The organism is Subtercola sp. Z020, assembly GCF_002931235.1.
Classification (GTDB): domain Bacteria; phylum Actinomycetota; class Actinomycetes; order Actinomycetales; family Microbacteriaceae; genus Subtercola.
In genome coordinates, this window is the sequence record NZ_PSTT01000046.1 from 1 (window position 1) to 25535 (window position 25535).

General features: G+C 68.7%; 22 protein-coding genes and 1 tRNA gene. 6 read left to right on the forward strand and 17 right to left on the reverse strand.

Going from position 1 to position 25535, the window contains the following annotated elements; all coding sequences use genetic code 11:
• Positions 1–120 precede the first annotated feature (120 nt).
• From C5B96_RS06665 to rplU, 10 genes are all read right to left on the reverse strand, one after another.
• Positions 121–196: transfer RNA gene (locus C5B96_RS06665), tRNA-Ala, on the reverse strand.
• Positions 197–315: 119 nt separating this feature from the next.
• Positions 316–681 (reverse strand): ribosome silencing factor, encoded by a 366-nt coding sequence (gene rsfS / locus C5B96_RS06670; protein WP_104244198.1) that lies wholly within the window; start codon positions 679–681, stop codon positions 316–318.
• 15 nt (positions 682–696) lie between these two features.
• Entirely contained in the window at positions 697–2025 is a 1329-nt protein-coding gene (locus C5B96_RS06675; RefSeq protein ID WP_146078103.1) for a hypothetical protein, read from the reverse strand.
• Positions 2022–2642: a nicotinate-nucleotide adenylyltransferase gene (nadD, locus tag C5B96_RS06680; RefSeq protein WP_104244201.1), complete on the reverse strand. Its 621-nt coding sequence runs from the start codon at positions 2640–2642 to the stop codon at positions 2022–2024. Before nadD ends, C5B96_RS06675 begins: the two co-directional genes overlap by 4 nt.
• 68 nt (positions 2643–2710) lie before the next feature.
• Positions 2711–2935 (reverse strand): hypothetical protein, encoded by a 225-nt coding sequence (locus C5B96_RS06685; protein ID WP_104244203.1) that lies wholly within the window; start codon positions 2933–2935, stop codon positions 2711–2713.
• Positions 2936–3023: 88 nt separating this feature from the next.
• On the reverse strand, positions 3024–4289 hold the full coding sequence (locus C5B96_RS06690) for a glutamate-5-semialdehyde dehydrogenase (protein ID WP_104244205.1): 1266 nt from the start codon (positions 4287–4289) through the stop codon (positions 3024–3026).
• 63 nt (positions 4290–4352) lie between these two features.
• A complete protein-coding gene (gene proB, locus C5B96_RS06695; protein ID WP_104244232.1) occupies positions 4353–5132 on the reverse strand; it encodes a glutamate 5-kinase in 780 nt (259 codons plus the stop codon).
• An 11-nt stretch (positions 5133–5143) separates the two neighbouring features.
• Positions 5144–6721 carry a GTPase ObgE gene (gene obgE, locus C5B96_RS06700; protein ID WP_104244207.1) on the reverse strand — a complete coding sequence of 526 codons (1578 nt, stop codon included), beginning with the start codon at positions 6719–6721 and terminating at the stop codon, positions 5144–5146.
• 95 nt (positions 6722–6816) lie between these two features.
• Positions 6817–7101: a 50S ribosomal protein L27 gene (gene rpmA, locus C5B96_RS06705; RefSeq protein WP_104244209.1), complete on the reverse strand. Its 285-nt coding sequence runs from the start codon at positions 7099–7101 to the stop codon at positions 6817–6819.
• A gap of 15 nt (positions 7102–7116) precedes the next feature.
• Positions 7117–7425, reverse strand: a complete 309-nt coding sequence (rplU, locus tag C5B96_RS06710) for a 50S ribosomal protein L21 (RefSeq protein WP_104244211.1) — start codon at positions 7423–7425, stop codon at positions 7117–7119.
• Between the two features lie 167 nt (positions 7426–7592).
• Between rplU and C5B96_RS06715 the strand changes: the two genes are divergently transcribed.
• Complete coding sequence (locus tag C5B96_RS06715) at positions 7593–7868, forward strand: DUF4031 domain-containing protein (RefSeq protein WP_104244213.1); 276 nt, start codon at positions 7593–7595, stop codon at positions 7866–7868.
• A 54-nt stretch (positions 7869–7922) separates the two neighbouring features.
• On the opposite strand, the gene C5B96_RS06720 is transcribed toward C5B96_RS06715, so the two are convergent.
• On the reverse strand, positions 7923–10937 hold the full coding sequence (locus C5B96_RS06720; protein WP_233189043.1) for an Rne/Rng family ribonuclease: 3015 nt from the start codon (positions 10935–10937) through the stop codon (positions 7923–7925).
• A gap of 315 nt (positions 10938–11252) precedes the next feature.
• Here C5B96_RS06720 and C5B96_RS06725 point away from each other — a divergent pair, with 315 nt between their 5' ends.
• Positions 11253–11861, forward strand: coding sequence for a vitamin K epoxide reductase family protein (locus C5B96_RS06725; RefSeq protein WP_104244236.1), 609 nt, complete (start codon positions 11253–11255; stop codon positions 11859–11861).
• A gap of 63 nt (positions 11862–11924) precedes the next feature.
• On the opposite strand, the gene ndk is transcribed toward C5B96_RS06725, so the two are convergent.
• The 4 genes from ndk to ileS are packed head-to-tail and all read right to left on the reverse strand — an operon-like array spanning position 11925 to position 17762.
• Positions 11925–12347 carry a nucleoside-diphosphate kinase gene (gene ndk / locus C5B96_RS06730; RefSeq protein WP_104244215.1) on the reverse strand — a complete coding sequence of 141 codons (423 nt, stop codon included), beginning with the start codon at positions 12345–12347 and terminating at the stop codon, positions 11925–11927.
• Positions 12348–12353: 6 nt separating this feature from the next.
• Positions 12354–12740, reverse strand: a complete 387-nt coding sequence (locus C5B96_RS06735; RefSeq protein ID WP_233189044.1) for a DUF4233 domain-containing protein — start codon at positions 12738–12740, stop codon at positions 12354–12356.
• The gene (locus tag C5B96_RS06740) at positions 12737–14329 is read right to left on the reverse strand and encodes a folylpolyglutamate synthase/dihydrofolate synthase family protein (protein ID WP_104244217.1); all 1593 of its coding nucleotides are present in this window, start codon (positions 14327–14329) and stop codon (positions 12737–12739) included. Before C5B96_RS06740 ends, C5B96_RS06735 begins: the two co-directional genes overlap by 4 nt.
• Positions 14322–17762 (reverse strand): isoleucine--tRNA ligase, encoded by a 3441-nt coding sequence (gene ileS, locus C5B96_RS06745; protein WP_104244219.1) that lies wholly within the window; start codon positions 17760–17762, stop codon positions 14322–14324. The genes C5B96_RS06740 and ileS overlap by 8 nt, the downstream gene beginning before the upstream one ends.
• 280 nt (positions 17763–18042) lie before the next feature.
• Between ileS and C5B96_RS06750 the strand changes: the two genes are divergently transcribed.
• The 3 genes from C5B96_RS06750 (at position 18043) to C5B96_RS06760 (ending at position 20290) form a co-directional block, all read left to right on the forward strand.
• Positions 18043–18651, forward strand: a complete 609-nt coding sequence (locus tag C5B96_RS06750) for a TetR family transcriptional regulator (protein ID WP_104244221.1) — start codon at positions 18043–18045, stop codon at positions 18649–18651.
• 47 nt (positions 18652–18698) lie between these two features.
• Positions 18699–19310 (forward strand): hypothetical protein, encoded by a 612-nt coding sequence (locus C5B96_RS06755; protein WP_104244223.1) that lies wholly within the window; start codon positions 18699–18701, stop codon positions 19308–19310.
• 68 nt (positions 19311–19378) lie between these two features.
• Complete coding sequence (locus C5B96_RS06760) at positions 19379–20290, forward strand: hypothetical protein (protein ID WP_146078104.1); 912 nt, start codon at positions 19379–19381, stop codon at positions 20288–20290.
• 7 nt (positions 20291–20297) lie between these two features.
• Here the strand turns inward: C5B96_RS06760 and C5B96_RS06765 are convergent, their stop codons facing one another.
• Complete coding sequence (locus tag C5B96_RS06765) at positions 20298–21845, reverse strand: S-layer homology domain-containing protein (protein WP_104244227.1); 1548 nt, start codon at positions 21843–21845, stop codon at positions 20298–20300.
• Positions 21846–21936: 91 nt separating this feature from the next.
• Positions 21937–23376, reverse strand: coding sequence for a helix-turn-helix transcriptional regulator (locus C5B96_RS06770; protein WP_104244228.1), 1440 nt, complete (start codon positions 23374–23376; stop codon positions 21937–21939).
• Between the two features lie 192 nt (positions 23377–23568).
• On the opposite strand from C5B96_RS06770, the gene C5B96_RS06775 reads away from it, so the two are divergent.
• On the forward strand, positions 23569–25535 hold a 1967-nt coding region (locus C5B96_RS06775; RefSeq protein WP_104244230.1), incomplete at its 3' end, for a phosphoenolpyruvate carboxykinase (GTP).

Consider the following 25535-nt stretch of genomic DNA (forward strand, 5'->3'; position numbering starts at 1 on the left):
CCCCCGGAGCAGAAGAAGCCCGTCGACCCGGCCGCCCCCTAGCCGCCTGCGTCTCCCGCGTCCCTCGTTCTGCGCTCTGCGGGAACGAAAAAGGGCCCGCTCCGTGGAGCGGGCCCTTCGTGGTGGAGCTGAGGGGATTCGAACCCCTGACCCCCTGCATGCCATGCAGGTGCGCTACCAACTGCGCCACAGCCCCGAACTTCGGAGGCGGATCTCGGGGAGTTCCGCTCCAAACAACTTGCCCAGACTACTACACGCCGGGCCCAGGAGTGAAACCGAGACGGTCTCAACCGGTGGGCTGCGGCATCCGGATGCCTAGCTCACCGGCACGGTGAGAGGAACGACCGGGCAGTCCTTCCAGAGGCGCTCGAGCGAGTAGTAGAGGCGGTCTTCGTCGTGGAAGACGTGCACGATCAGGTCGCCGAAGTCGAGCAGCACCCAGCGACCCTCAGAGAGGCCCTCACGACGCAGCAGCTTGGCGCCGTGCTCTTCGACCTTCTCGATGACCTCTTCGGCGATGGCGCGCACGTTCGGCTCGTTGCGACCGGAGACCACGAGGAAGACGTCGGTCAGCGGCAGAGGGCCGGACACGTCGAGGGCGACGAGGTTCTCGGCCTGCTTGGAGTCGGCGGCGCGAGCCGCGACGTGGGTGAGATCGACGGAACGGTCGGATGCTGTCACAGGGTTACCAGACGATTAGATGATTCGGAAAGCGACGACGGCCACGATGAGGCCGATCACGCCGATGGCGAGCACTCCGGCGACCACCGCGAGAACCACGGGTGCGTTGGTGCGGCTGCGCTTGGGGGGTGCGATCAGACCCGAGCTCGATCCATGGGTGCTGACGGCGCGGGTGGCGCTGACGGGAGCGACATCGGAACCGACGTCGCCGTCGGGGTCGAGGTACGCATCGAGCTCGGAGGACTCGAGGCCGTCGGCCGGGGCCGCGCCCATCGAGCCGAGGCTCATCGGCAGGTCGATCGACCCCGTGATGATGACTTCGCCGGTCTCGTCGAGCGCCGTTCCCACGTCACCGTGGTTCGGAACGGAGGGCAGCACGAGCGCGCTCGTGGTGGCGACACTGTTCGACGAGCCCACTCCGCGCGACGCGATCAGGGCATCGAACGACGAGTCGGTCGGCTTCGGCCGGTCGACCTCGCGGTCGGTGGGCGCTGTGCCCGCAGCGGCCGGGAAGAGCGGAGACAGGATCGGGCCCGACGGGTTCTCGTCGATCGTGATGACGTGCACGGCCTCGGGAGCGACGGTGTCGTCGATCTCGGCGAACTCCTCGTCTTCCTGGCTGGCGACCTCGGGATCGACGGTGCCGTCGACGACGATCAGTTCTTCGACGACCGGAACGACGACCTCGCTCGTGTCGTCTGTGCTCTCGGCAGAGGCGTTCTCATCGGTGGATGCCGGGGTCGTGTAGACAGCACCGGTCTCGACGACCTCGATCGTGTTGGTCTCTGCTCCTGCGTCGGCGCGCTGTGCGGCGGCGTCGCCGGCGTCAGGACCGTCGTGGATCAGCTCGGCGATGATCGGGCCCGTTGCGGTGCCGGCCCCGGGAAGCCCGGCGTTGGTGCGCTCGATCGCGGCGCGCTGCTCGGCCGCACGCTGTTCGGCGGCGATCTTCTCATCGGCTGCCTGCTGGTCTGCGGCATGCTGCTCAGCGAGTGGATGATCGGTGGAGAGTGCGCGGCGGGCCCGGCGGCTGAGCGCAGGAGTACCGGCGGGCGCGAACGGCACGGCCGCGATGACACCAGAGTCGGTGGTGGGGGCAGCCGTTGTGGCAGACGCAGGAGCCTCGGGCTCAACTGAAGCCGGCGGCTCGACGGGCGCCGACGACTCGACGGGCGCGGGGGCCGCAGCCGCAGTGGACGCGGCGTCGGCATCAGCAGCGCGACGCTCGGCAGACGCCTCTTCGGCGGCCTTCGCGTCTTCCTTCTGCTGCTTGCGCGGTTTTTGGCGCTCGAGTTCACGGAGCGCGCGCCGTGTCAGCGGCTGCTCGTCGTGAGGCACAGTCATTCAACACTCCGATATAGGTGATGCTTGGTGATGTACTGAACTACACCGTCGGGTACCAAGTACCACACTGGGAATCCCCGGCCTACCCGCCCGCGACAGTCTGTTGACGAGATCGCGAGCGCCGGAACTTCCAAATAGCTTACGTCCTGTCTCGGCAAAGCGGAAATGGCAAGGGTGTGACCTGGCCGTGAAACCGCCACGAAGTGGGCGAGAGACCACAGCTCCTCGGAGTCCTTCCAGCCGAGGATCTGGGCGATCGCGTCGGCTCCCGAGATGAAGAACAGGTCGGCGTCGGGGTTGGCGGCCTGCACGTCGCGCAGGGTGTCGATCGTGTAGGTCGGGCCGCCGCGATCGATGTCGACGCGGCTGACGCTGAACCGCGGGTTGGATGCCGTGGCGATCACCGTCATGAGATACCGGTGCTCGGCCTCTGTGACATCGGTCTTCTGCCAGGGCGAACCGGTCGGCACGAATAGCACGGTGTCGAGGTCGAAGAACTGCGCCACTTCGCTGGCGGCGACGAGGTGCCCGTGGTGGATCGGGTCGAACGTGCCGCCCATGATGCCGATGCGCTGCCGACGCACCTCGCCCGGGATCACCTCAGGAGCAGCGGTCATGGGGTGTGGGCGGCGTTCTGCGGGCTCAGGCGGACGATCGGAGCGGACGGCGGGAGGATGCCCGGGCGTCAGTGGTCGGCGCCGGTGCGGTCGCCGTGGCCGTGGAGGTCGTGCGACTGCGCGAACGCAGCGGACTTCTGCGGGTGACGGTTCGCCACGTCACGGTAGCTCCACATCACGAAGCCTGCGATCAGGAAGATCACGAAGGCGATCAGCCCGAAGAACACACCGGGGAAGGGCAGCTGGTTGACAGCCTCTTCAGACAGAACGATCGCACTCGTCACGACAGACATTGATTCTCCTGGTCACTGTGGCGGCCGAGACGGCCACACGTCAACAATACCGCTCCCGGCGGAGGGCACGAGGCACCTGCGCGGGGAGCTAGCGGATCTGGCCCGAGCCGCGAACGAGCCACTTGGTGCTGGTGAGCTCCGGCAGCCCCATGGGACCCCGGGCGTGGAGCTTCTGGGTGGAGATGCCCACCTCGGCGCCGAACCCGAACTCCCCGCCGTCGGTGAAGCGGGTCGAGGCGTTCACCATGACCGCAGCGGAGTCGACCTCGTTCAGGAACCGCTCCGCGTTGCCGAGGTCGTTCGTGATGATCGACTCCGTGTGGTGTGTGGAGAAGGTGCGGATGTGCTCCATCGCCTCGTCGACATCGGCCACGACCTTCACAGCGATGTCGAGGCTCATGTACTCCGTCTGCCAGTCTTCGTCGGTCGCCGGAACGGAATCGGCGAAGAGAGCCCGCGCCTCGTCGTCGGCGTGCACGGTGACACCCGCTTCACGCAACCGCGACAGCACGGGTGGCAGCAACCGCGCGGCAGCCCGCCGGTGCACCAGCAGCGTCTCGAGGGCGTTGCACACGCTCGGGCGCTGCACCTTGGCATTCTCGACGATGTCTACCGACCACGCCTCGTCGGCACTCTCGTCGAGGAAGACGTGAACGACACCGGCACCGGTCTCGATGACGGGAACCGTCGACTCGGCAACCACCGTGTTGATGAGCGAAGCGCTGCCCCGTGGAATCAGCACGTCGACCAGGCCCCGGGCCTGCATCAGTTCGCGCGCACCGTCGCGACCGAACTCGTCGATGGTCTGCACGCACTCCCGGGGAAGCCCGACGGAGGCCAGCGCATCCTGGATCAGACCCACGAGCACCCGGTTGGTGTTCTCGGCAGCCGAACCGCCGCGCAGCACGACCGCGTTGCCGCTCTTGAGGGCGAGCGCGGCGATGTCGACGGTGACGTTCGGCCGCGCCTCGTAGATGACCCCGACGACACCGAACGGCACGCGCACCTGGTCGATACGGATTCCGTTCGGCAGCACGCGGCCGCGCACACTCTCACCCACCGGATCGACCAGCGCGACGATCTCGAGCACCGCAGAGGCCAGAGCCGTGAGGCGCGCCTCGGAGAGGGCGAGCCGGTCCTGCAGCGCCGGGGAGAGACCGTTCTCGCGCCCGTTCGCCAGGTCGAGTTCGTTCGCGGGCAGAATGTCGGCCGCTGCGCCGGCGACGGCGCGGGAGATCGCGTCGAGGGCGCGGTTCTTCAGGTCGGCGGTCGCCGTGGCGAGAACGAGCGAGGCCCGCCGGGAGGCGGCGAGCCTGTCGGTGAGCGACGGAGCAGCGAGAGTGGTGGTGGCCATGCTCAGAATTCTAGGACGAGGCTCGCCGCGCACGGGGGCCGAACCGATTTCTGTGGATAACTCTCACTCCACGTCGGGTGTGAAGAAGGTGCCGATCGGATGCCCGGCCAGAGCCTCCCTGACGAGCGAGGCCGAGGTCACGAGCACCGCGGTGCCGGCATCCGCAGCCAGGCGGGCGGCAGACACCTTGGTCGCCGCTCCCCCGGTGCCGACCCCTGCAGCGCCGACATCGCCGAACGTGACATCGTCGAGCCGGTCGCCGACCGGCACATCCACGATCTTCACCGCACCGGGCTCGTGCGGCGGACGGGTGTAGAGCGCGTCGACGTCGGAGAGCAGCACCAGGAGGTCGGCCTCGACCAGCACGGAGACCAGGGCGGCGAGGCGATCGTTGTCGCCGAACCGGATCTCGTGGGTCGCGACCGTGTCGTTCTCGTTGACGATCGGCAGGATGCGGAGCTTCAGGAGCCGCTCCATCGCCCGCTGTGCGTTCGACCGGTGGCCAGGGTTCTCGAGGTCGCCTGCCGTCAGCAATACCTGGCCCGCCACGATGCCGAAGTGGTCGAGGCTGTCCTGGTAGCGGTAGATGAGCACGTTCTGGCCCACCGCTGCGGCGGCCTGCTGGGTCGCCAGATCGGTCGGCCGTTCGCCGAGCTGCAGGAACGGCATCCCTGTCGCGATCGCACCCGAGGAGACGAGCACGACCTCGGTGCCGCTGCCGTGCACCTCGGCGAGGGCGGCCACCAACACGGCGATGTGCCCCGCATTGTCACCGCTGATCGACGACGAGCCCACCTTCACGACGACGCGCGTCGCGGTTCTGATCTGCTCCCTGGCGAGGATGGGCCTTCGGGTCACTCCTGTTCCTCGCCGCGCGAGACCGGGCTTCCGACGGCGTCTGGGTCGTAGTCGGGCTCGGTCAGCCCGTCGGCGGCCTCGTCGCCCCAGAGACCGGCCTCCTTCTCCCGCACGAGCTCGGCGCGGGCGGCCGCCTTGGCGTCCATCAGCTCGACGTAGCGCTGGCGCCTCGTCTGGTTGGTGCGCCGGGCGTTCGGGTCGAGACGTGGATCGGTGCCGCGCGGGGCGGTGACGAGCTCGGCGGTCGACGTGAGCGTGGGCTCCCAGTCGAAGATGATGCCGTTGCCCGGGCCGATGACGACGGTGGAACCACCGACCGCGCCGGCGCGGAACAGTTCGTCTTCGACGCCGAGCTTTGCGAGCCGGTCGGCGAGGAACCCGATGGCCTCCTCGTTCGTGAAGTCGGTCTGGGCGACCCAGCGCTCGGGCTTCGCCCCGAGCACGCGATACACGTTGCCGAACGAGCCGCCTTCGACGACGACCCGGAAGTCGGTGTCGTCGACGGCCTTGGGCCGGATGACGATGCGCGGCTTGGCCGCTTCGGAAGCGGCTTCAGCGCGGCTCTTCTCCACGACGCCGGCCAGGGCGAACGACAGCGGCTGCAGTCCCTCGTGGCTGACCGTCGAGATCTCGAACACGCGGTACCCGCGGGCTTCGAGGTCGGGGCGCACGAAGTCGGCGAGCTCACGACCCTCGGGAACGTCGATCTTGTTCAGCGCGATGAGCTGGGGTCGTTCGAGCAGCGGCAGCTGGCCATCCGGAACCGGATAGGCGGCGAGCTCGCCGAGGATGATGTCGAGGTCGCTGAGCGGGTCGCGGCCGGGCTCGAGCGTCGCGCAGTCGAGAACGTGCAGCAGCGCGCTGCAGCGCTCGACGTGGCGCAGGAACTCGAGGCCGAGGCCCTTGCCCTCGCTGGCGCCCTCGATCAGGCCGGGCACGTCGGCGATCGTGTAGCGGGTCTCGCCCGCCTGGACGACGCCGAGGTTCGGGTGCAGGGTCGTGAAGGGGTAGTCCGCGATCTTCGGCTTCGCTGCCGACATCGCCGCGACCAGGCTCGACTTGCCCGCGGAGGGGTACCCCACGAGTGCGACGTCGGCGACCGTCTTCAGTTCGAGGAAGACGTCGCCCTCCCAGCCCGGCGTGCCGAGCAGGGCGAAACCGGGGGCCTTGCGCTTGCTGGAGGCGAGCGCGGCGTTGCCGAGCCCACCCTGGCCGCCGGGAGCGACGACGATGCGGATGCCCGGCTCGTCCATGTCGACGAGCGTCTCGCCCTCGGCGTTCTTGACGACGGTGCCGACCGGCACGTTCAGCACCATCTCCTCGCTCGAGAAGCCGTTGCGGAAGTCGCCGGCCCCGGGGCCGCCGTTCTCCGAACTGCGGTGCGGTCGACGGTGGAAGTCGAGGATGGTCGTGGTCTGCGGGTCGCTGACGAGGATGATGTCGCCGCCGTTGCCGCCGTTGCCACCGTCGGGGCCTGCAAGCGGCTTGAACTTCTCGCGCTTGATCGACACGCAGCCGTTGCCGCCGTTGCCGGCACGCAGATGGAGGGTTACCTGGTCAACAAACGTTGCCATCTGCACTCCTTACAGTGGTGCGACCCGGGTCGCGTCGAAACGAAAAAACAGGGGCGAGCCGAAGCCCGCCCCTGCGTGAAACAAGAGATACCTGACTAGGCAGGCACCGCGACGGGCTCGGTTGCGACAACCGGCACGACGATGTTGATGACCTTGCGACCACCCTTGTGACCGAACTCGACCGAGCCGGCAGCGAGGGCGAACAGGGTGTCGTCGCCGCCACGGCCGACGTTCACGCCGGGGTGGAAGTGGGTGCCACGCTGGCGGACGATGATCTCGCCTGCGGAGACGACCTGGCCGCCGAAGCGCTTCACGCCGAGACGCTGGGCGTTGGAGTCACGACCGTTGCGAGTGGAACTCGCGCCTTTTTTGTGTGCCATTTGTTCTACCTGCCCTTACTTGATCGTGGTGACCTTGACACGGGTCAGCTCCTGGCGGTGGCCCTGGCGCTTCTTGTATCCGGTCTTGTTCTTGAACTTCTGGATGACGATCTTCGGGCCGCGGAGGTCTTCGAGCACCTCGGCCGTGACCTTCACCTTGGCCAGCTTGGCCGAGTCGGTCGTGATGGTCGAACCGTCGACCAGCAACACCGCTGCCAGCTGGATGTTGCCGTCTTTGTCGCCCTTGATGCGGTCGAGAGTGACGATCGTGCCGACCTCGACCTTTTCCTGGCGGCCACCGGCGCGCACTACTGCGTAAACCACTTCACATACCTATTCTCTACTCGGCGACTGCGCTCAACGGTAGTTGACCTGCACCCTGGATATTCAATGAAAACTTCTGGGAGACCCAGTTTCGGCGCGCGGGCTGAGCCATGCGCGCACCAACGGTCTACTTTACTTCGAAGCACCCCCCGGGTCAAACTGATCGGATGACCGTGCTGATCGATCTGCCCCGCTGGCCCGCCCACGACACGCTGTGGTCGCACCTGATCAGCGACTCGTCGCTCACGGAGTTGCACAGCTTCGCCGCAGCCCTCGGGATACCGCGGCGCGGCTTCGATCTGGACCACTACGACGTGCCCGCCTCACGCTACGACGAGATCGTCGCGGCGGGGGCCGTGCCGGCGACGATGCGCGAGATCGTCGTCGCCCTCCGCACGAGCGGGCTCCGGGTGATCGCGAAGGATCGCCCGGGGCGCCGCTGACGGACGCCCAGCCGGAAGCGCGGTCGGCAGCCCGGGGGCTGCCGACCGCGCTGGCTACGGGGCGGGAGGGGCGACCGGGGCGCTGAGCGCCGCGGTCGACACGCGACGACTGCGCGAGCGGCCCTGGCCGGGCTGCTTCGGTTCGGGCAGGGCTTCGAGCACAGAGTCGAGCAGCTTCTCGGCGTCTTCGCGCTTCGAGCGCGGTGCCACAGCGGGAGTCACGGGCAGGTCGAAGATCGGCGACGAGGAGGTCACCGCTGCGTCCTCCATGACACCCGAGGTCGCATCTGCGGCTTCGGCGGAGACACCGGCAGTCGGCTCGACTTCCCTGGCCCGGCTGGCGGCAGGCTCGGCCGAGCCCTCGACGGCGCGACGGTCTTCGTCTGCCGCCTCGGCTGCGGCCGCGGCCCGCTGGCTGCGGGAGCGGCGCGAGGTGCGACGCGAACGCTGCGGCGCTGCGCCTGCGTCGGCGTCAGTGCTGTCTGCGTCAGTGCTGTCTGCGTCAGTGCTGTCTGCGTCGGTGGTGTCGACCGTCTCCTCCGAGCCGGCGTTCCCGCCCGCTCGGGGCGACTCGGCCGACCCTGCGCCGCCGGCCGAACCCGCGGCCGGACCGGATGCCGGACCCGCAGCGTCGGAGCCGCCCGTCGTCGGCAGCGACCCCTGCAGTGCGGCCTCGGCCACGGCGGCCGACTCGGCCAGCGTCACCTCGACGGCAGGCTTCTGCCCGTTGGCCGAGGCGATGGTGCTCGCCGCGATCTTGGCGAGGGCGGACTGGGCCGCAGGCGTGATGCTGTGCGTCACGCCGTTCGAGTGCGGTGCGCCGGAACCCGATCCAGAACCGTTCGAGCCGTTCGACGACCCGGATCCGGTTCCACCACCGTTACCCGACCCGCCGTTGCCGCCGCCGTTCGAGCCATTGCCCCCACCGTTGCCGTTGCCGCCACCGTTGCCGTTCGACCCGTTGCCGTTCGATCCGTTGCCGCCCTTCCGGCCCCGACGCTGCTCGGGCTGGGGGGTCTGCATCTGGCGGTGCTTCGACACGGGGTCGTGGTGCACCAGCACACCTCGGCCGGCGCACACCTCGCAGGGCTCGCTGAACGATTCGAGCAGCCCGAGCCCGAGCTTCTTGCGCGTCATCTGCACGAGCCCGAGCGACGTGACCTCGGCCACCTGGTGCTTGGTGCGGTCGCGGCTGAGGCACTCCACGAGCCGCCGCAGCACGAGATCGCGGTTCGATTCGAGCACCATGTCGATGAAGTCGACCACGATGATTCCGCCGATGTCGCGGAGCCGCATCTGCCGCACGACCTCGTCGGCCGCCTCGAGGTTGTTCTTGGTGACGGTCTCTTCGAGGTTGCCGCCCGAGCCGACGAACTTTCCCGTGTTCACGTCGACCACGGTCATGGCCTCTGTGCGATCGATGACGAGCGAGCCGCCCGAGGGCAGCCAGACCTTCCGGTCGAGCGCCTTCTCGATCTGCTCGTTGATGCGGTACCGGTCGAAGGGGTCACCCTCGCCGTCGAAGATCTCGATGCGCTCGACCAGATCCGGAGCCACCTGCGACAGGTAGGTCTCGATCGTCGCCTGGGCGTCGGAGCCGCTGATCACGAGCTTCTGGAAGTCTTCGTTGAAGACGTCGCGGATGATCTTGATGAGCAGGTCGGGCTCGCCGTGCAGAAGGGCGGGCGCCTGCAGCGACTTCACGTTGTCGCTGATCGCCGACCACTGGCTCACGAGGCGCTGCACATCGAGTGTGAGCTGCTCTTCGGTCGCGCCCTCGGCCGCGGTGCGCACGATCACGCCGACGTTCTCGGGCAGCACCTCTTTCAGGATCTTCTTCAGGCGCGCGCGCTCGGTGTCGGGGAGCTTGCGGGAGATGCCGTTCATGGTGCCGTTCGGCACGTACACGAGGTACCGGCCGGGCAGCGAGACCTGGCTGGTGAGGCGGGCACCCTTGTGGCCCACGGGGTCTTTGGTGACCTGAACGAGCACGGTGTCGCCGGGCTTCAGTGCAAGTTCGATGCGGCGCGGCTGGTTGCCGGTGTCAGCCGCATCCCAGTCGACCTCGCCGGAGTAGAGCACGGCGTTCCGGCCGCGGCCGATGTCGACGAAGGCCGCCTCCATGCTCGGCAGAACGTTCTGCACGCGGCCGAGGTACACGTTGCCGATCAGCGAGGCATCCTGCGCCTTGGCGACGTAGTGCTCCACGAGCACGTTGTCTTCGAGCACACCGATCTGGATGCGGTCGTGCGCCGAGCGCACGACCATCTGGCGGTCGACCGACTCGCGGCGGGCGAGAAACTCGGCCTCGGTGATGACCGGACGGCGACGACCGGCATCGCGACCGTCCCGGCGGCGCTGCTTCTTCGCTTCGAGGCGTGTGGAGCCCTTGATGCGCTGCGGCTCGGTGATCAGCTCGGGTGCGGGCGCCTGCTGGCGGGGCGGGCGCACCTTGACGACGGTGTTCGGCGGCAGGTCGTCGGGCAGCCGGCTCTCGTCGCCGCTTCTGCGCCGGGTGCGGCGGCGCACGGTGGTGTCGCCGCGATCGCCCCCACGGTCATCCCGGTCGTCGCGGTCGCGACGGTCGTCCCGGTCGCGACGGTCGTCGCGGTCGAGGTCGTAGTCGTCGTCGCGGCCCGGGCGAGGCGGCAGCAACTGGATGTCGGGGGCCTGGAAGAGCAGCGACGTGGTCGTGCGCGGGGCCGGCGAGACGGAGGCGGCGAACGCCTGGCCGAGCTCGGGTTCGAGCCACGGCTCGCTCGAGGTGCCGGAGTTCGACGTGCCTGCGTTCGAGGCGCCGGCCAGAGGGGCCTGGGGGCGATCGGTCGCCTCCGCATCCTCTTCAGCGTCGCGCACGTCGGGGAAATCTGTGGAATCTGTCATGGTGACCTTCACATCTGTTGCGGTCGACGAAGTCTGGGCCGGCGCGGATTCAGGCGCCAGCGGTTCAGGCGCACGGAGCGTGCCGGGGGCGGGCTCGGGCGGGCTGTCTTCTGCCGCCTTCTTTGCCGCCCAGCGCCCGCCGAACAGGCGAGACCGTCGTTTGACCGGTTGGTTGTCTTCCACCATTGCTGGTGCACTCCTTGCCGAGCGGGGTGACCGCGCCACCCTGCCAGGTACTCTCTCGTGCGGCCCCGCCTCCGGCATCCTGCGCCGCCTGCGTCACCGCGAATCCTTCACTCGAATCATCCGGCTTCAGCTCTGGATGGACTCTTCGTGTCTGTGTTCATGCTCCGGGCCACCTTCTTCAGGTGACCCGGCAATCCTTGTGCGCCACACGGCGCGAGTTCTGCTGCCGGCCGAGCGCGGCTCGGAAGGCATGAAGGTATTATCGCACGCATTCCCAGATCGCCCGCCAGAGGCGTGTGGCAGAATGCCACAGTGATCGAAGAAACACCCCTCCCACGGCGTCCCATCGGTCTCGCGATCTTCCTGGTCGTCGCCGGCGTGATCGGCTGGATCGCGTCCTTCGCGCTGACCCTCGAGAAGATCGAGACGCTGGTCAACCCGAACTACGTTCCGTCGTGCAACATCTCTGTGCTCGTCAGCTGCGGGCCGAACATGGCGAGCCCGCAGGGTTCGCTGTTCGGCTTCCCGAACCCGCTGATCGGTGTCGCATCGTTCGTCGCCGTGATCGTCGTCGGCATGGGCATCCTCGCCGGGGCACGTTTCGCCCGCTGGTTCTGGATGCTCTTCAACCTCGGCATCGTCGGCGCACTGGTGTTCGTGATCTGGCTGGTCGGGCAGAGCATCTTCGTGCTCGGCACGCTCTGCCCGTACTGCATGGTCGTCTGGACGGTCGTGATACCGCTCTTCTGGTACGTGACCGTGTACAACCTGCGGGAGGGCAACATCCCCGTTCCGGCCGGCGTGCGGAGTGTAGCGCGGCTGTTCTACCCGTTCCTCTGGCTGTTCGTGATCGTGTCGTACCTCGTGGTGGCCGTGCTGGCGCAGCTGCGCCTCGACGTCATCACCTCGCTCACCAACAGCTGAGCATCCGCCCGCCCGGCCCGGCCCGATGTGGGGGCGGGCCGGGGTGGCAGGGCGCCGGTGGGGTCAGTCGAACCAGAGGGCGAGCTCGCGGGCGGCCGACTCCGGGGAGTCGCTGCCGTGCACGAGGTTCTGCTGCACTTTGAGGCCCCAGTCGCGGCCGAGGTCGCCGCGGATCGTGCCGGGGGCGGCGGTTGTGGGGTCGGTGGTTCCGGCGAGCGAACGGAAACCCTCGATGACGCGGTTGCCGGCCACCCGGGCGGCGAGCACGGGGCCCGACTCCATGAACTCGATGAGCGGCTCGTAGAACGGCTTGCCCTCGTGCTCTTCGTAGTGCGCGGCGAGCAGGGCCCGCGACGGCTCGAAGAGTTTCACGTCGACCAGCTGGTAGCCCTTCTTCTCGATGCGGGCCAGAATGTCGCCGATCAGGTTGCGGGCGACGCCATCGGGCTTGATCAGAACGAGGGTCTCTTCGACGTGTGCAGTCACTTCAGTTCAACTTTCTTCGAGAGGGGACAACCGCGCGTTGTCGCGGTCGATCATGCCACCCCTGATGACGGCGAACACCCACATGCCGCCGAACAGCAGGGCAACGATGAGCATCAGGGGAACGAGGATGGCCGAGGCCAGGATGATGGCCTGCAGCACCCAGCCGAGGGCGATGCCGAACGGCCGGTTCAGGAGCGGGATGGTCGCCAGCAGCAGCACGCAGAGCGCCGCTCCCCCGCCGAGCGCGAGGGGCCACGGCAGCGCCTTCAGGCCGAACACGGCCAGCGTCGCGAGGAACATGATGACGGATTCGAAGCCGAGCACGATCGAGCAGATGCTCTCGCGCACCGTGCGGTTGCGCCGGGCGCGCGGCGCCCGCGGCGCACGGCTCACGGCTTCCACCCCTCATCGGCGGCCAGCGTGATGATCTCGCCGACGAGCGTGATCGACCCGGTCACCAGCACGGCCCCGGTGTCGCTCTCGCCCGCCGACTCCCGCGCGATCGCGGTCGCCTCGCGCGGATCGAGTTCGACGATGACGCGGTCGGCGCCGGCGATGCCGACCACCACGCTCGCGAGCTCGTCGGCGTCGATCGCGCGGTCGGAGGAGGAGCGCGTCACGACGAACTCCGACACGACGGGTTCGAGGGCCCGAACGATGCCCGCGGCATCCTTGTCGGCGAGCACACTGATCACGGCGACGACCTTGTCGAAGGTGAAGTACTCCTTCAGCGCCGCCGCGAGCGCCACGGCGCCGCCCGGGTTGTGTGCGGCATCCACCAGCACCGTCGGCTCTGTGCCGATCAGCTGCAGCCGGCCGGGCGAGGTGACCGTGTTGAAGGCCTCGGTGAGCACGTCGTCGACGAGCGCCGTCGACCCGCCGCCGAGGAACGATTCGACTGCGGCCACGGCCACGGCCGCGTTCTGGGCCTGGTGGTCGCCGTAGAGCGGCAGGAAGAGGTCGCTGTAGGTGCCGGCGATGCCCCGGATCGTCACGACCTGCCCGCCGACGGCGACGCTCGACGCGACGACCTCGAACCCGTCGCCCTCTGCGACGAAGGTCGACTCGGTGAGCTCGGCCGCCCGCTTCAACTCGGCGAGGGCCTCGGGCAGCTGCGTCGAGGTGACGACCTGAGCGGCCGGCTTCACGATGCCCGACTTGGTGCGCGCGATCTCGGCGACCGTGTTGCCGAGGCGCTGGGTGTGGTCGAGCGAGATGGGGGTGAACACGGCGACCTGGCCGTCGGCGACGTTCGTCGAGTCCCATTCGCCGCCCATGCCGACCTCGATGACCGCGACGTCGACGGGAGCGTCGGCGAACGAAGCGAAGGCGAGCACCGTGAGCGCCTCGAAGAACGTGAGGCGCGGCTCGCCGGCACCGGTCAGCTCGGCGTCGACGATCTCGAGGAACGGCTGGATGTCCGCCCAGTTCGCCGCGAGCGCCTCGTTGCTGATCGGGCGGCCGTCGATCACGATGCGCTCGTTCAGCCGTTCGAGGTGCGGACTGGTGAAGAGCCCGGTGCGGAGCCCGTACGCCCGCAGGATGCTCTCGGAGATGCGGCTGGTGCTCGTCTTGCCGTTGGTTCCGGTGATGTGGATGATCGGGTACGCCCTGTGCGGGTCGCCCAGCAGCTCGACCACCCTGCGCGTCGCCCCCAGCCGCGGCTCGGGGGCCGATTCGCCGAGGCGTGCCAGCAACTCGGCATAGACCTGATCGCCCTGCTCCACGAACTCGTCGGGCAGTTCGGGCTCGTCGTCGCCGATGATGGCGCCGCCACCGGCGCGCACCACGAGCTGCTCGTCGTAGGCGTCGGCCATCTCGAACTCGCTGGGGTCGCCATCACCCTCAGCGTCGCTGTCGTCGTCGACGGTTCCCTCGTCGTCGTAGCGCTGGCGGTGCACCCCGTCACCCGGGTCGTCGCCGTAACCGATCTCATCGCGGGCGTCGCTCTCGCGGTACAGCTCGTCGTTGGGGTCAGACATCGCGCACTCCCTGCGGCCGGCTCACGGCCACCACGAACAGGTCGCTGTTGGCGTACCTGCTCTTCTCGATGCGGGCGAAGTGCTCCGGCGCTGTGCCCACCATGCGTCCCACCCATTCTGAGACGAGAACCTCGCGGTACTGCTCGAGGTTGCGGAAGTCCTTCGGCGAGACGATCGTGAACCGCTTCGCAAGGGTCTCGTCGTCGATCGCGACACTGCCTGAGGTGCTCCGCACCGCATCGGCATCGGCGTCGGAGAAGAAGATGAGGTCGAGGGTGATGCGGTCGCTCACCTCGAACCCGGCGCTCTTGCGGGTCTCCTGCACGGCCCGGATGACGTCGCGGGCCAGCCCCTCGGCTTCGAGCTCAGGGGTCGTCGTGGTGTCGAGCAGGGCGAAACCGCCGCCGGGCAGCAGTGCGAGGGCGCTCGAGGTGGCGTCGCCGGCATCCGGAGTCGACGCTTCGAGCACCAGCTCGTACTCGCTCGGCTCCAGCGCGATGCCGCCCGCCGTGACGACGCCGTTCTCCTCCGCCCAGTCGCCGGCGCGAGCGGCCTTGATGACCTGCTGCACCTGCTTGCCGAGCCGGGGGCCAGCAGCCCGGGCGTTGACGGTGAGCCGGGAGGTGATGCCGAACTCGGCCGCGCTCGTGGGGGTCTGCTCGACGAAGGTGACCTGTTTGACGTTCAGTTCGTCGCGGAGGATGCTCTCGAACTCACCGAGCGCGTCGGCGTTCTCGGTGACGACAGTGAGCCCGGCGAGCGGCAGGCGCACCCGCAGGCCGCTGGCCTTGCGGAGCGAGAGAGTGCTCGACGAGATGGCGCGGATGCGGTCCATCGTCGCCACGAGCGCGTGGTCTTCGGGGAACGCGTTCGAGTGCGGCCAGTCTTCGAGGTGCACGCTGCGGCCGCCGGTGAGGCCCTTCCAGACGGCGTCGCCGACGAGCGGGATGAGCGGGGCAGACAGTCGCGTCAGGGTCTCGAGCACGGTGTAGAGGGTGTCGAACGCCTGGGGCTCGTCGCCCGACCAGAACCGGTCACGCGAGCGGCGCACGTACCAGTTGGTCAGCACGTCGGCGAAGTCGCGGAGGCGCGACGAGGCGACCGTCGCGTCGAGCGCCTCGAAGTCGGCCGTGACCCCGTCGATGAGCTCGCGCGTCTTGGCGAGCAGGTACCGGTCGAGAACGTCGGTCGAATCGGTGCGCCAGGAAGCCTCGTAGCCGGAACCGCCGGGGTCGCCCGCCGCGTTGGCGTACAGGCTGAAGAAGTAGTACGTGTTCCACAGCGGGAGCAGGAACTGCCGCACCGACTCGCGGATGCCCTCCTCTGTCACGATGAGGTTGCCACCCCGCAGAACCGGCGAGCTCATCAGGAACCAGCGCATCGCATCCGACCCGTCGCGGTCGAACACCTCGTTCACGTCGGGGTAGTTGCGGAGGCTCTTCGACATCTTCTGGCCGTCGCTGCCGAGAACGATGCCGTGGCTGATCACGTTCTTGAAGGCCGGGCGGTCGAAGAGCGCGGTCGAGAGGATGTGCATCGTGTAGAACCAGCCACGCGTCTGGCCGATGTACTCGACGATGAAGTCGGCGGGGCTGTGCGAGTCGAACCAGTCGTGGTTCTCGAACGGGTAGTGCACCTGGGCGAAGGGCATCGACCCGCTGTCGAACCAGACGTCGAGAACGTCTTCGATGCGGCGCATGGTCGACTCGCCGGTGGGGTCGTCGGGGTTCGGCCGCGTGAGACTGTCGATGTACGGGCGGTGCAGGTCGGGCTGCCCGTCAGCATTCAACGGCAGGCCGCCGAAGTCGCGCTCGAGCTCGTCGAGTGAGCCGTAGACGTCGACCCGCGGGTATTCGGGGTTGTCGCTCTTCCACACCGGGATGGGCGAACCCCAGTAGCGGTTGCGCGAGATCGACCAGTCGCGGGCGTTCGACACCCACTTGCCGAACTGCCCGTCTTTGACGTTCTCGGGCACCCAGTCGATCTGCTGGTTGAGCGACTCCATGCGGTCGCGGAACTCGGTGACACGGATGAACCAGCTCGAGACCGCCTTGTAGATCAGCGGGTTGCGGCAGCGCCAGCAGTGCGGGTAGGAGTGCTCGTAGCTCGCCTGGCGGAGGAGCCGGCCGTTCGCCTTCAGGGCCTGGGTCAGCGGCCTGTTCGCCTCGAACACCTGCAGGCCCGCGACCTCGGTGATGTTCGGCAGGAAGCGCGCTCCCTCGTCGACCGAGATGATGACCGGGATGCCCGCGGCCTCGCAGATCTTCTGGTCCTCCTCGCCGTAGGCGGGAGCCTGGTGCACGATGCCGGTGCCCTCGGTGGTCGACACGTAGTCGGCGACGAGGATCTGCCAGGCGTTCTGGGTACCGTACGCCTCGGTGTCGGCGTAGTAGTCCCAGAGCCGGGCGTAGCGGATTCCGTCGAGCTCGGTGCCCTGCAGCGTGCGGGTGACCGCTGCTAGGGCGGCCTCTGCGGAGTCGTAGCCGAGCTCCTTCGCGTAGTTGCCGACCAGGTCTTCGGCGAGCAGGTAGTCGGCACTCAGTACGTCGGTCGCGGCATCCGGAGCCCCCTCGACCTCGCCCTGCACCTCGGCGTCGGCGGTTCCGTTCGGGCCACTGGGCACAATCGCGTAGGTGATGCCGGGCCCGACGGCGAGCGCCATGTTGGTCGGCAGGGTCCACGGGGTGGTCGTCCATGCGAGGGCGCGCACGGCGGTGAGCCCGAGTGCCTCGGCCTTCGTGCCGATCAGCGGGAAGGTGACCGTGACCGTCTGGTCCTGGCGCATCTTGTAGACGTCGTCGTCCATGCGCAGTTCGTGGTTCGACAGAGGGGTCTCGTCGTGCCAGCAGTACGGCAGCACGCGGAAGCCCTCGTAGGCGAGGCCCTTGTCGTGCAGCTGTTTGAAGGCCCAGATCACGCTCTCCATGAAGGTGATGTCGAGCGTCTTGTAGTCGTTCTCGAAGTCGACCCAGCGCGCCTGGCGGGTGACGTACTCCTGCCACTCGCCGGTGTACTGCAGAACGGATGCCCGGGCGGCGGCGTTGAACTCGGCGATGCCCATCGCCTCGATCTCGCTCTTCTCGGTGATGCCGAGCTGGCGCATGGCCTCGAGTTCGGCGGGGAGGCCGTGCGTGTCCCACCCGAAGCGGCGGTGCACGAGTTTGCCGCGCATGGTCTGGAAGCGCGGAAAGAGGTCTTTGGCGTACCCCGTCAGCAGGTGGCCGTAGTGCGGCAGGCCGTTCGCGAAGGGCGGGCCGTCGTAGAAGACCCACTCGGGCGCGTCGGCGCGCTGGTCGATCGACGCCTGGAAGGTGCCGTCGGCCTGCCAGAAGCCGAGCACCTGCTGTTCGATGTCGGGAAAGCGCGGCGACGGGGAGATTCCGAAGGCAGACCCGGATGCCGGGCCGTCGGTGTTCGATTTCGGGTAGGTCATGTCGCTTGTGTCTCCTGGACGGCTGTCGAAGGTGCTGCTGCCTGTTCCACGAGGACGCCGGTCGTGCCGGCGCGGTACCACCCCGCTTACCACCCCGCAACGAACCGGGATGATCGCTTGTTCTTTGGCTGTGACGGGCCAGGCCCGGCCGGTTCTAGTGGGTGCGGCCGCCCCTCGCGGGCCGGTGTACACCGTTCTTCCGGCGACTCCCCGGTGATGGCCGGTTCAGTGTCGTTACTGAGCAATATTACACGTCGAGCACGGTGACTAGGCTGCTGGAATGGAACCCACGCCTCCGGCGAGACCCACCCGCGGCAGGCCCCGGTCGTCGTCGCGGGAACTGCTCGAAGACGCGGCGTTCGAGCTCTTCCTCGAGAACAGTTACGTGAAGACGACCATCGAGCAGATCACGCAGCGGGCGGGCGTCGGCCGGTCGACCTTCTTCAATTACTTCGACGGCAAGAGCGACGTGTTCTGGGGCGACATCGACCGGGCGTTCGACACCCTGCAGCGGCGGCTCGACGAGCAGGCTCCGGATGCCCGGCCGCTGCCTGCGCTGTCGGCCGCCCTGACGGCTGTGGCGAGCGGGTTCGGCCCGTCGCGGGTGCCGTGGATTCTGACGCAGCACGGGTCGGTCGGCTCGGTGCCCGAGGTGGAGGCCTCGGCGCTCGCACGGTTCGCACGCTGCGCGGGGGTGCTCGGAACCTTCGTGGCCGTGCGGCTGGATGTGGACCCCGACTCGCTGCTGCCCCGCACGCTCGCCTACGCGGCCACCGGGGCGGTCGTCGCGGCAGCCCAGGAGTGGGCGGCGGCGGGGCCCGCCCGTGGGGGGCTGGACCCCTTCGTCGAGCGCGCCCTCGCCGCCCTCGCGGGTGGCTTCGCCGGCTGACGCCTGCCGCCCACCGCCCGCAGCCTGAGACGTGAGACGATCTCGAGATGCACACTGCCGAGTCTGATCGCTGGGTGACCCTGAGCGGGGTCAGCTGGTTCACACCACTGCTCATCGCAAGCCCGCTCATTCTCTTTCTGCTGCTCAGCAACGGAGTCAGGCTCGCTGCGATCTTCCTGCACGGCGTCCCGCATCCGTGGTCGATCGTGCTGCTCGTCGTCATCGGAGCCCTCATTGCCTGTCTCATCGTTGCGATCGTCCGGCTGATATACCCGCCGGTGCAGCTGAACGCCGGGAGGGGTCTCATCCGGGCCGGTCAACGAACTGCCGCGTACTCCGAAGTATCGACGGCGCAGCTACTGGTGACCGCGACGAGCGCGCGCCGCGGCCTCACTCTGTTGTTGCGCACCAGAACGGGCGTGCGGGCGATCATCCTGATCCGTGACGGGAAGCAGCGTACCCTCGCGCCCAAGGCGGCTGACCTGGTGCGCGACCTGATCGAGCGGTCCGGCATCGAGCTGCCTGTGTCGCCGGACGATCCGAAGGGGAAGTTCGCCCGCTACAACTTCCCCGACCACGTCACCCGTGCCGATGCGCTTGCTCTGGTCGAGCATCCGCCCGCTCTGGACGAACCGCTCCCCATTCCGCCCCGCCTCTGACACGTGGAGTGCCACGTCCTCCATTCCGACGACTGGCCGAACGACGGTTCGGCTGCGAGCATGAGGAGATGACGCACCGGATGTCGACACCGCGCAGGCGGCACGCCTGCGGCGCCGGGCTCGCCCTTGTCGCGGCCGTCGCCGCGCTAGGACTGGCTGGCTGCGCGGGGAGCCTACGCGAGGTGGCGGCCGGCGACACGGAGTGGCAGCAACGGTCGCTCGCGGAGGCACGCGTGGTGGAGTTGGTGAAGCAGATGGGCGACCCGCGGCCCGATGACATCAACGGCTGGGCCCGCGCCGCCGCCGAGACTGCGGCGGGGAGCGGTAGCGACGTGTATCCGTCGGGGATCGAGCTGATCGGCATCGAGGCGCGGCAGTCCGAGCAGCTGATCGAACCGTTCGGCGCGCTCACCTTCCGGGTTCCGGCTGCCGACGACCCGGCCGTGGTCGGCGACCCCGATGGGGATGACCCTGCCGCCTACTGCTTCACCGTGGCATTCGACTACTACGGGAAGGCGGGTGGCGAGACACCGTCAGACGGGATCAACTCCATCGACTGTCCGCCTGGCGCTGTGTCCGTCACCCCGCCGCCGGACACGACGATCAGGAGCGTCGTGTCGGCGAACACGCGCGAGGCCGTAACGGCCGTTCTCTTGGAGCGCCTCGCCACCGGAGCGCCGACGACCGCCGCCGAGGTCGAGGCCGCGATCTCGGCGCGGCTGGAGCAGCCCGCAGGGCAGTACGAGGTCGCGGCGGAGCCGCACGCCCTCGTCGAAGGCGAAGGCCAAAGCGATGGCCCAGGCGCAGAGGCGCGTGTCGGGGTCGCGGTCGGCACCGGCGACGACTGCGTGCTGGTGAAGAGCGAGAACGGCGCGGTCGCCGACGTCTACGCGCCGCGCGTTCTGCTGCAGGCGGGAGAGCTCGGCTGCCGGCCGGAGACCGCGCTAGCGAGCGACGAGGAGCTGCGACCGCCGCACTGACGGCCCGCTACGGGCGGAGGTAGTACCGGTGGAGGAACGCGGCGAGCACCGCGCGGGTGATCTGCGCGTTGGGGCTGAAGACGGTGCCGGTCGAGACGCCGTTGGCCTTCATCCATTCGATCGAGCGGTAGTTGGGGTTCGACGTCGGTACGTCGGTGAACGACGGCGTCGCCGGGTTCGGCAGCGTGTCGCCGCTGTAGGCCGACAGCCAGAGTGCCAGGTCGGTGCGCGTCGCGATGGCACCCTGGTTGAACTTCTTGTTCGCGGGCACAGAGATGAGGTGGTTCGCGAGCATCCACTCGACCGCCGTGTAGGCCCCGTTCGTCTTCGGCACGTCGACGAACGACGGCGTTGCGGGAGGGGTGAACGGCAGCCCGCTGTAGCGGTACAGGAAGATCGCGACCGTCGCACGGCTGATCGTCTGGGTGGGCGAGTAGGTGCGGGTACCGTTCGCTGCAGCGGCACCCGTACTGAAGCCGAGCCGCGCCATCCACTGGATGTCGGCGTACTGCGACGTTGTCGGCGTCACATCGCTGAAGTACTGGTCGGGTGCAGTGTTCGGCACGCCGAACCAGTCGGCGTAGACGTAGAAGAAGTTGCGGTTGCCGTAGGCCGAGCAGGCGTCGCCGGTGCCGTAGGGGCTTCGCAGCGCCGCCGCGTTCGGCTGGTAGGGCGTGTAGTAGTAGAGCGCTGCCGTGGCGGCGTTCCGGATGGTCACCTTCGACGAGCCGCAGCTGGTGTCGTAGTTGTACTGGATGCTCGTGGGCGTACCGACCGGGAAGTAGGTGAAGTCCATCGTGCGACCCGGAGGGTTCAGGTAGCGCTTGAACTGCCATGCCGCGTTGTACACCTGGTTGTAGAAGCCGTAGTAGTACTTGTCGCAGACCGCCTGGGTGTCGGCGCAGCCGTACCCGGTGGCGGTCTCGTACGCACCGGTCGTCGGGTTGGTGGTCGCGACGAGCGAGGACTCCTTCTGGATGAGCGTCAGCAGCACCTTCTGGCTGATTCCGCAGAGCTGGCCGACGCGGGCGACGATGGTCGCCGCCGTCTCGTTCGCCGCACCGACGTACTGCCCGCACATCTGGTCAGCGGCCTGCGTGTAGGTGCTCTGTCGGTAGTTCTTCAGGCACAGCGCCCCCGAACAGCCCGAACCCTTCGCGGCGAGGAAGGACTGCACCTGGGAGGCCGTCATCGCGGAGCCGGTGTAGAAGCGGGAGTCGGTGATGATGTTGCCCGCGGTGAACGCCGGCGTGGCCGTTGAGACGGTCGCGCCGAACGCTTCAGCGTCGCCCGACGCGACGCGCGCGGCCTCGAGCGCCTGCTGCAGTTTCGCCTGCGCGTCGGCTTGGGCGCGGATGCTGTCGGCCGAGTCGGTCGAGCGCGGCGAGACCGCGGCAGGGTCGTCGGCGAGCACGGTGGTCGAGGCGCCAGGTACGGCCGAGGTGCCGGCAGGGGCCGCCGAGGCGGTCATCGCCCCTCCGAGCACGAGCGCGACGGCTGCCACGACGCCGACGACGGCGCTCGTGAGGGAGGAGGTTCTGCGAAAGATCGGCACGTGTCGACCATAACTCGCACCCCCGACATCCACAGGCCGCATTTTGGGGGACGCCCACGCGCTCACCCCGGCGCATCCGGGAACCCCGCCGTCACGACCCCGCGTGCGACTCCAGGAACTCGTACACCTCGCGGTCGTCGACCCCCGGGAACTTGCCCGACGGCAGCGGCGACAGCACGTGGGCGTGCAGCCGCGCGCTCGGCCAGGCGCTGTCTGACCAGCGCTCGACCAACTCGCTCGGCGGGCGCTTGCAGCACGACTCGTCGGGGCACTTCGAGAGCGCCCGCTTCTCGGTGTCCCGGCCGCGGAACCACTTCGCGTCGGCGAACGACGTGCCGAAGCTGATGGAGAACTCCCCCGCGGCCGTCGTTCCGGTCTGCGTCGCACACCAGAACGTGCCGGAGGGCGTGTCGGTGTACTGGTAGAACTCGGTCGACCGGTTGGTGCGGGTGAGCGCCACGCGGGCCGCCCAGTTACGGCAGACCAGCTGGCCCTCGACGGCGCCCGTGACATCCTGCGGCAGGGGCAGGCCGTCGTTCTCGTAGGCCTTCTGGATGGCGCCGTCGTCGGTCAGCCGCAGGAAGTGCACGTCGATGCCGAGATGGGATGTCGCGAGATTCGTCATCCGCAGCGCCGCGGCCTCGTGTGTGACCCCGAACGCATCGCGGAAGTCCTCGACAGAGAGGTCGCGGCGCGCCTTCGCTGCCGCGAGGAACTTCACCGACGCGGCCTCCGGCATCAGCGAGGCAGCGGCGAAGTAGTTGATCTCGAGGCGCTGCTGCAGGAAGTCGGCGTAGTTCTGCGGCGGCGTGTGGCCGAGCACGCGGTGCGCCATCGCCTGCAGCGCCATCGACCGCAGGCCGTGGCCGCCCGGGATGGAGGCGGGCGGCAGGTAGATGCGCCCGCTCGCGAGGTCGGTGACCGACCGGGCCGAGTGCGGCAGGTCGTTCACGTGGATGAGTCGAAAACCGAGGTCTTCGGCGAGCAGGCTCACCGTGCGGTGGCTGAGCGCGCCGCCGGTGTGGCCGACGCGGGAGAGGGTCTGCTCGACGAGTTTCTCGAGGTCAGGGATGTGGTTGTTGCGCGCGCGCATCGTGTCGCGCAGCTCGGTGTTCGCCCGGCGTGCCTCCTCGGGCGTCGCGATCGACTCGGTGGCCCGGCGGATGAGTTCGCGGTGCAGGCCCACCAGCGACTCGAGGGTCTCCTGCGGCAGGTTGCGACTCGCGGGCACGGTCGGCAGGCCGAGCGAGGCGTAGAGGTCGCCGGTCTGGGCCCGGGCGAGTTCGATCTCGAGGGCGGTGCGCTCGTCGGGCGCCTCTTCAGAGAGCAGGTCGGCCAGCGGAACGTCGAGAGCCGCCGACAGCGACTGCAGCAGCGAGAACTTCGGCTCGCGGCGGCCGTTCTCGATCAGCGACAGCTGGCTGCCGACGACACCAACCTTCTCGCCGAGCTGGTCGAGGGTCAGGTCGGCGTTCTTACGGAAGTGCCGGATGCGCCGCCCAAGCGTGATCAGGTCGAGGGTTGACGGCATCTTTGCCTCCTGTAAAGAACGGCCGATCTTTCGGCTGGAATTCCCAGAATCTACCCCAGAAGTGCCCCAGAGTGGAAGAACCACCACGAACTTGCTCATCCGGTCGCCCAGCGGCGACGACGATGACCCAGCACCAGCCACCAACCCTGGCCACCGATCATCCGGCCAGCAGCCACAGAGAGCGGAGCGACCATGAGCCTCCTGGAACGACCCACACAGAAGCACGCCACGGCGAAGCACGCGAGCCCGTCGCCCGATCCGATCGATGCGGCCGCGGCATCCACCCCACCGACGACGCTGCGCATCGACGCCGGCCTCGCCGCCTGGATCGCCGACGTCACCGCCCTCACCCAGCCCGACGAGGTCGTCTGGTGCGACGGATCGACCGCCGAATGGGACCGGCTCACGAAGCGGATGGTGTCGCAGGGCACGCTCATCCGGCTGAACCCGGAGTGGCGCCCCAACAGCTTTCTCGCCCGCAGCGACCCGGCCGACGTCGCCCGGGTCGAAGACCGCACCTTCATCTGCTCGGCCACCGAGCAGGGCGCCGGCCCGACCAACAACTGGCGGGAGCCTGCCGCGATGAAGGGCGAACTCACCGCCCTGTTCGCGGGCAGCATGCGCGGCCGCACCATGTACGTGGTGCCGTTCTCGATGGGGCCCGTCGGCGGCCCGCTCTCGCAGGTCGGTGTGCAGGTCACCGACTCCCCCTACGTCGTCGCGAGTATGGCCCTGATGACACGCATCGGCACGCCGGTTCTCGACCTGATCACCGGCGACGCACCCTGGGTGCCCGCTCTGCACAGCGTCGGCGCACCCCTGGTCGATGCGGCGGCGGATGTCGCCTGGCCCCACAACCCCTCGAAGTACATCGCGCACTTCCCCGAGACGCGGGAGATCTGGTCGTTCGGTTCGGGATACGGCGGCAACGCCCTGCTCGGCAAGAAGTGCTTCGCGCTGCGCATCGCCTCGGTGATGGCCCGCGACGAGGGCTGGATGGCCGAGCACATGCTGCTCGTCAAGGTCACGTCGCCCGAGGGGCTGGCGTACCACGTCGCGGCGGCGTTCCCGTCGGCCTGCGGCAAGACGAACCTCGCCATGCTGAAGCCCACCGTGCCCGGCTGGCAGGTCGAGACGCTCGGCGACGACATCGTCTGGATGCGCCCCGACGCCGACGGCCGACTGCGCGCGATCAACCCCGAGCGCGGCTTCTTCGGCGTCGCCCCCGGCACCGGCGTCGAAACGAACCAGACCGCCGTCGACACGATGTGGGGCAACACCATCTTCACCAACGTCGCCCTCCGCGACGACGGCGACGTCTGGTGGGAAGGGCTCACGCCCACTCCGCCCGCGCATCTCATCGACTGGCAGGGCAACGACTGGACTCCGGCCTCCGGCACCCCGGCCGCCCACCCGAACGCGCGCTTCACCGTTGCGGCCGAGCAGTGCCCCTCGATCGCTGAGGACTGGGAGTCGCCCGAGGGCGTGGTCGTCGACGCGATCCTGTTCGGCGGCCGTCGGCCCTCTACCGTTCCGCTGGTCGCGCAGTCGAAGAACTGGGGCCACGGCGTCTTCATGGGCGCGACGATGGCCTCAGAGACGACAGCTGCCGCGGCCGGTGCCGTCGGGCGCCTCCGCCACGACCCGTTCGCGATGCTGCCGTTCGTCGGCTACGACATGGCCGACTACTTCCAGCACTGGCTCGACATGGGCGATGTGCTCGGCGAGAACGCGCCGCCCATCTTCCAGGTCAACTGGTTCCGCAAAGACTCGTCCGGCTCCTACATCTGGCCGGGCTTCAGCGAGAACTCGCGCGTCGTCGAGTGGATCGTCCGTCGCCTCGAAGGGGATGTCGCGGCGCGCCAGACCCCCATCGGCGGCCTGCCCCTGGTGCACGAGCTGAACGTCGAGGGCCTCGGCCTCAGCGACGCGGATGTCGCGACCCTCGTCGGGGTCGACAAGGCCGCCTGGCTGGCGGAGGCCGACGAGACCGCCGCCTACTTCGACTCCCTCGGCGCCGACCGCCTGCCCGCCACCCTGACGCACGAGCTGTACCGCCTGCGCCAGCCAGGCGGCCTTGTCGACCCCGACGAGGGTCGCGACATCCGCGTCGCTGAGGCCGAGGCCCTCGACGTTCAGCTCGTGCACCAGGGGCAGGC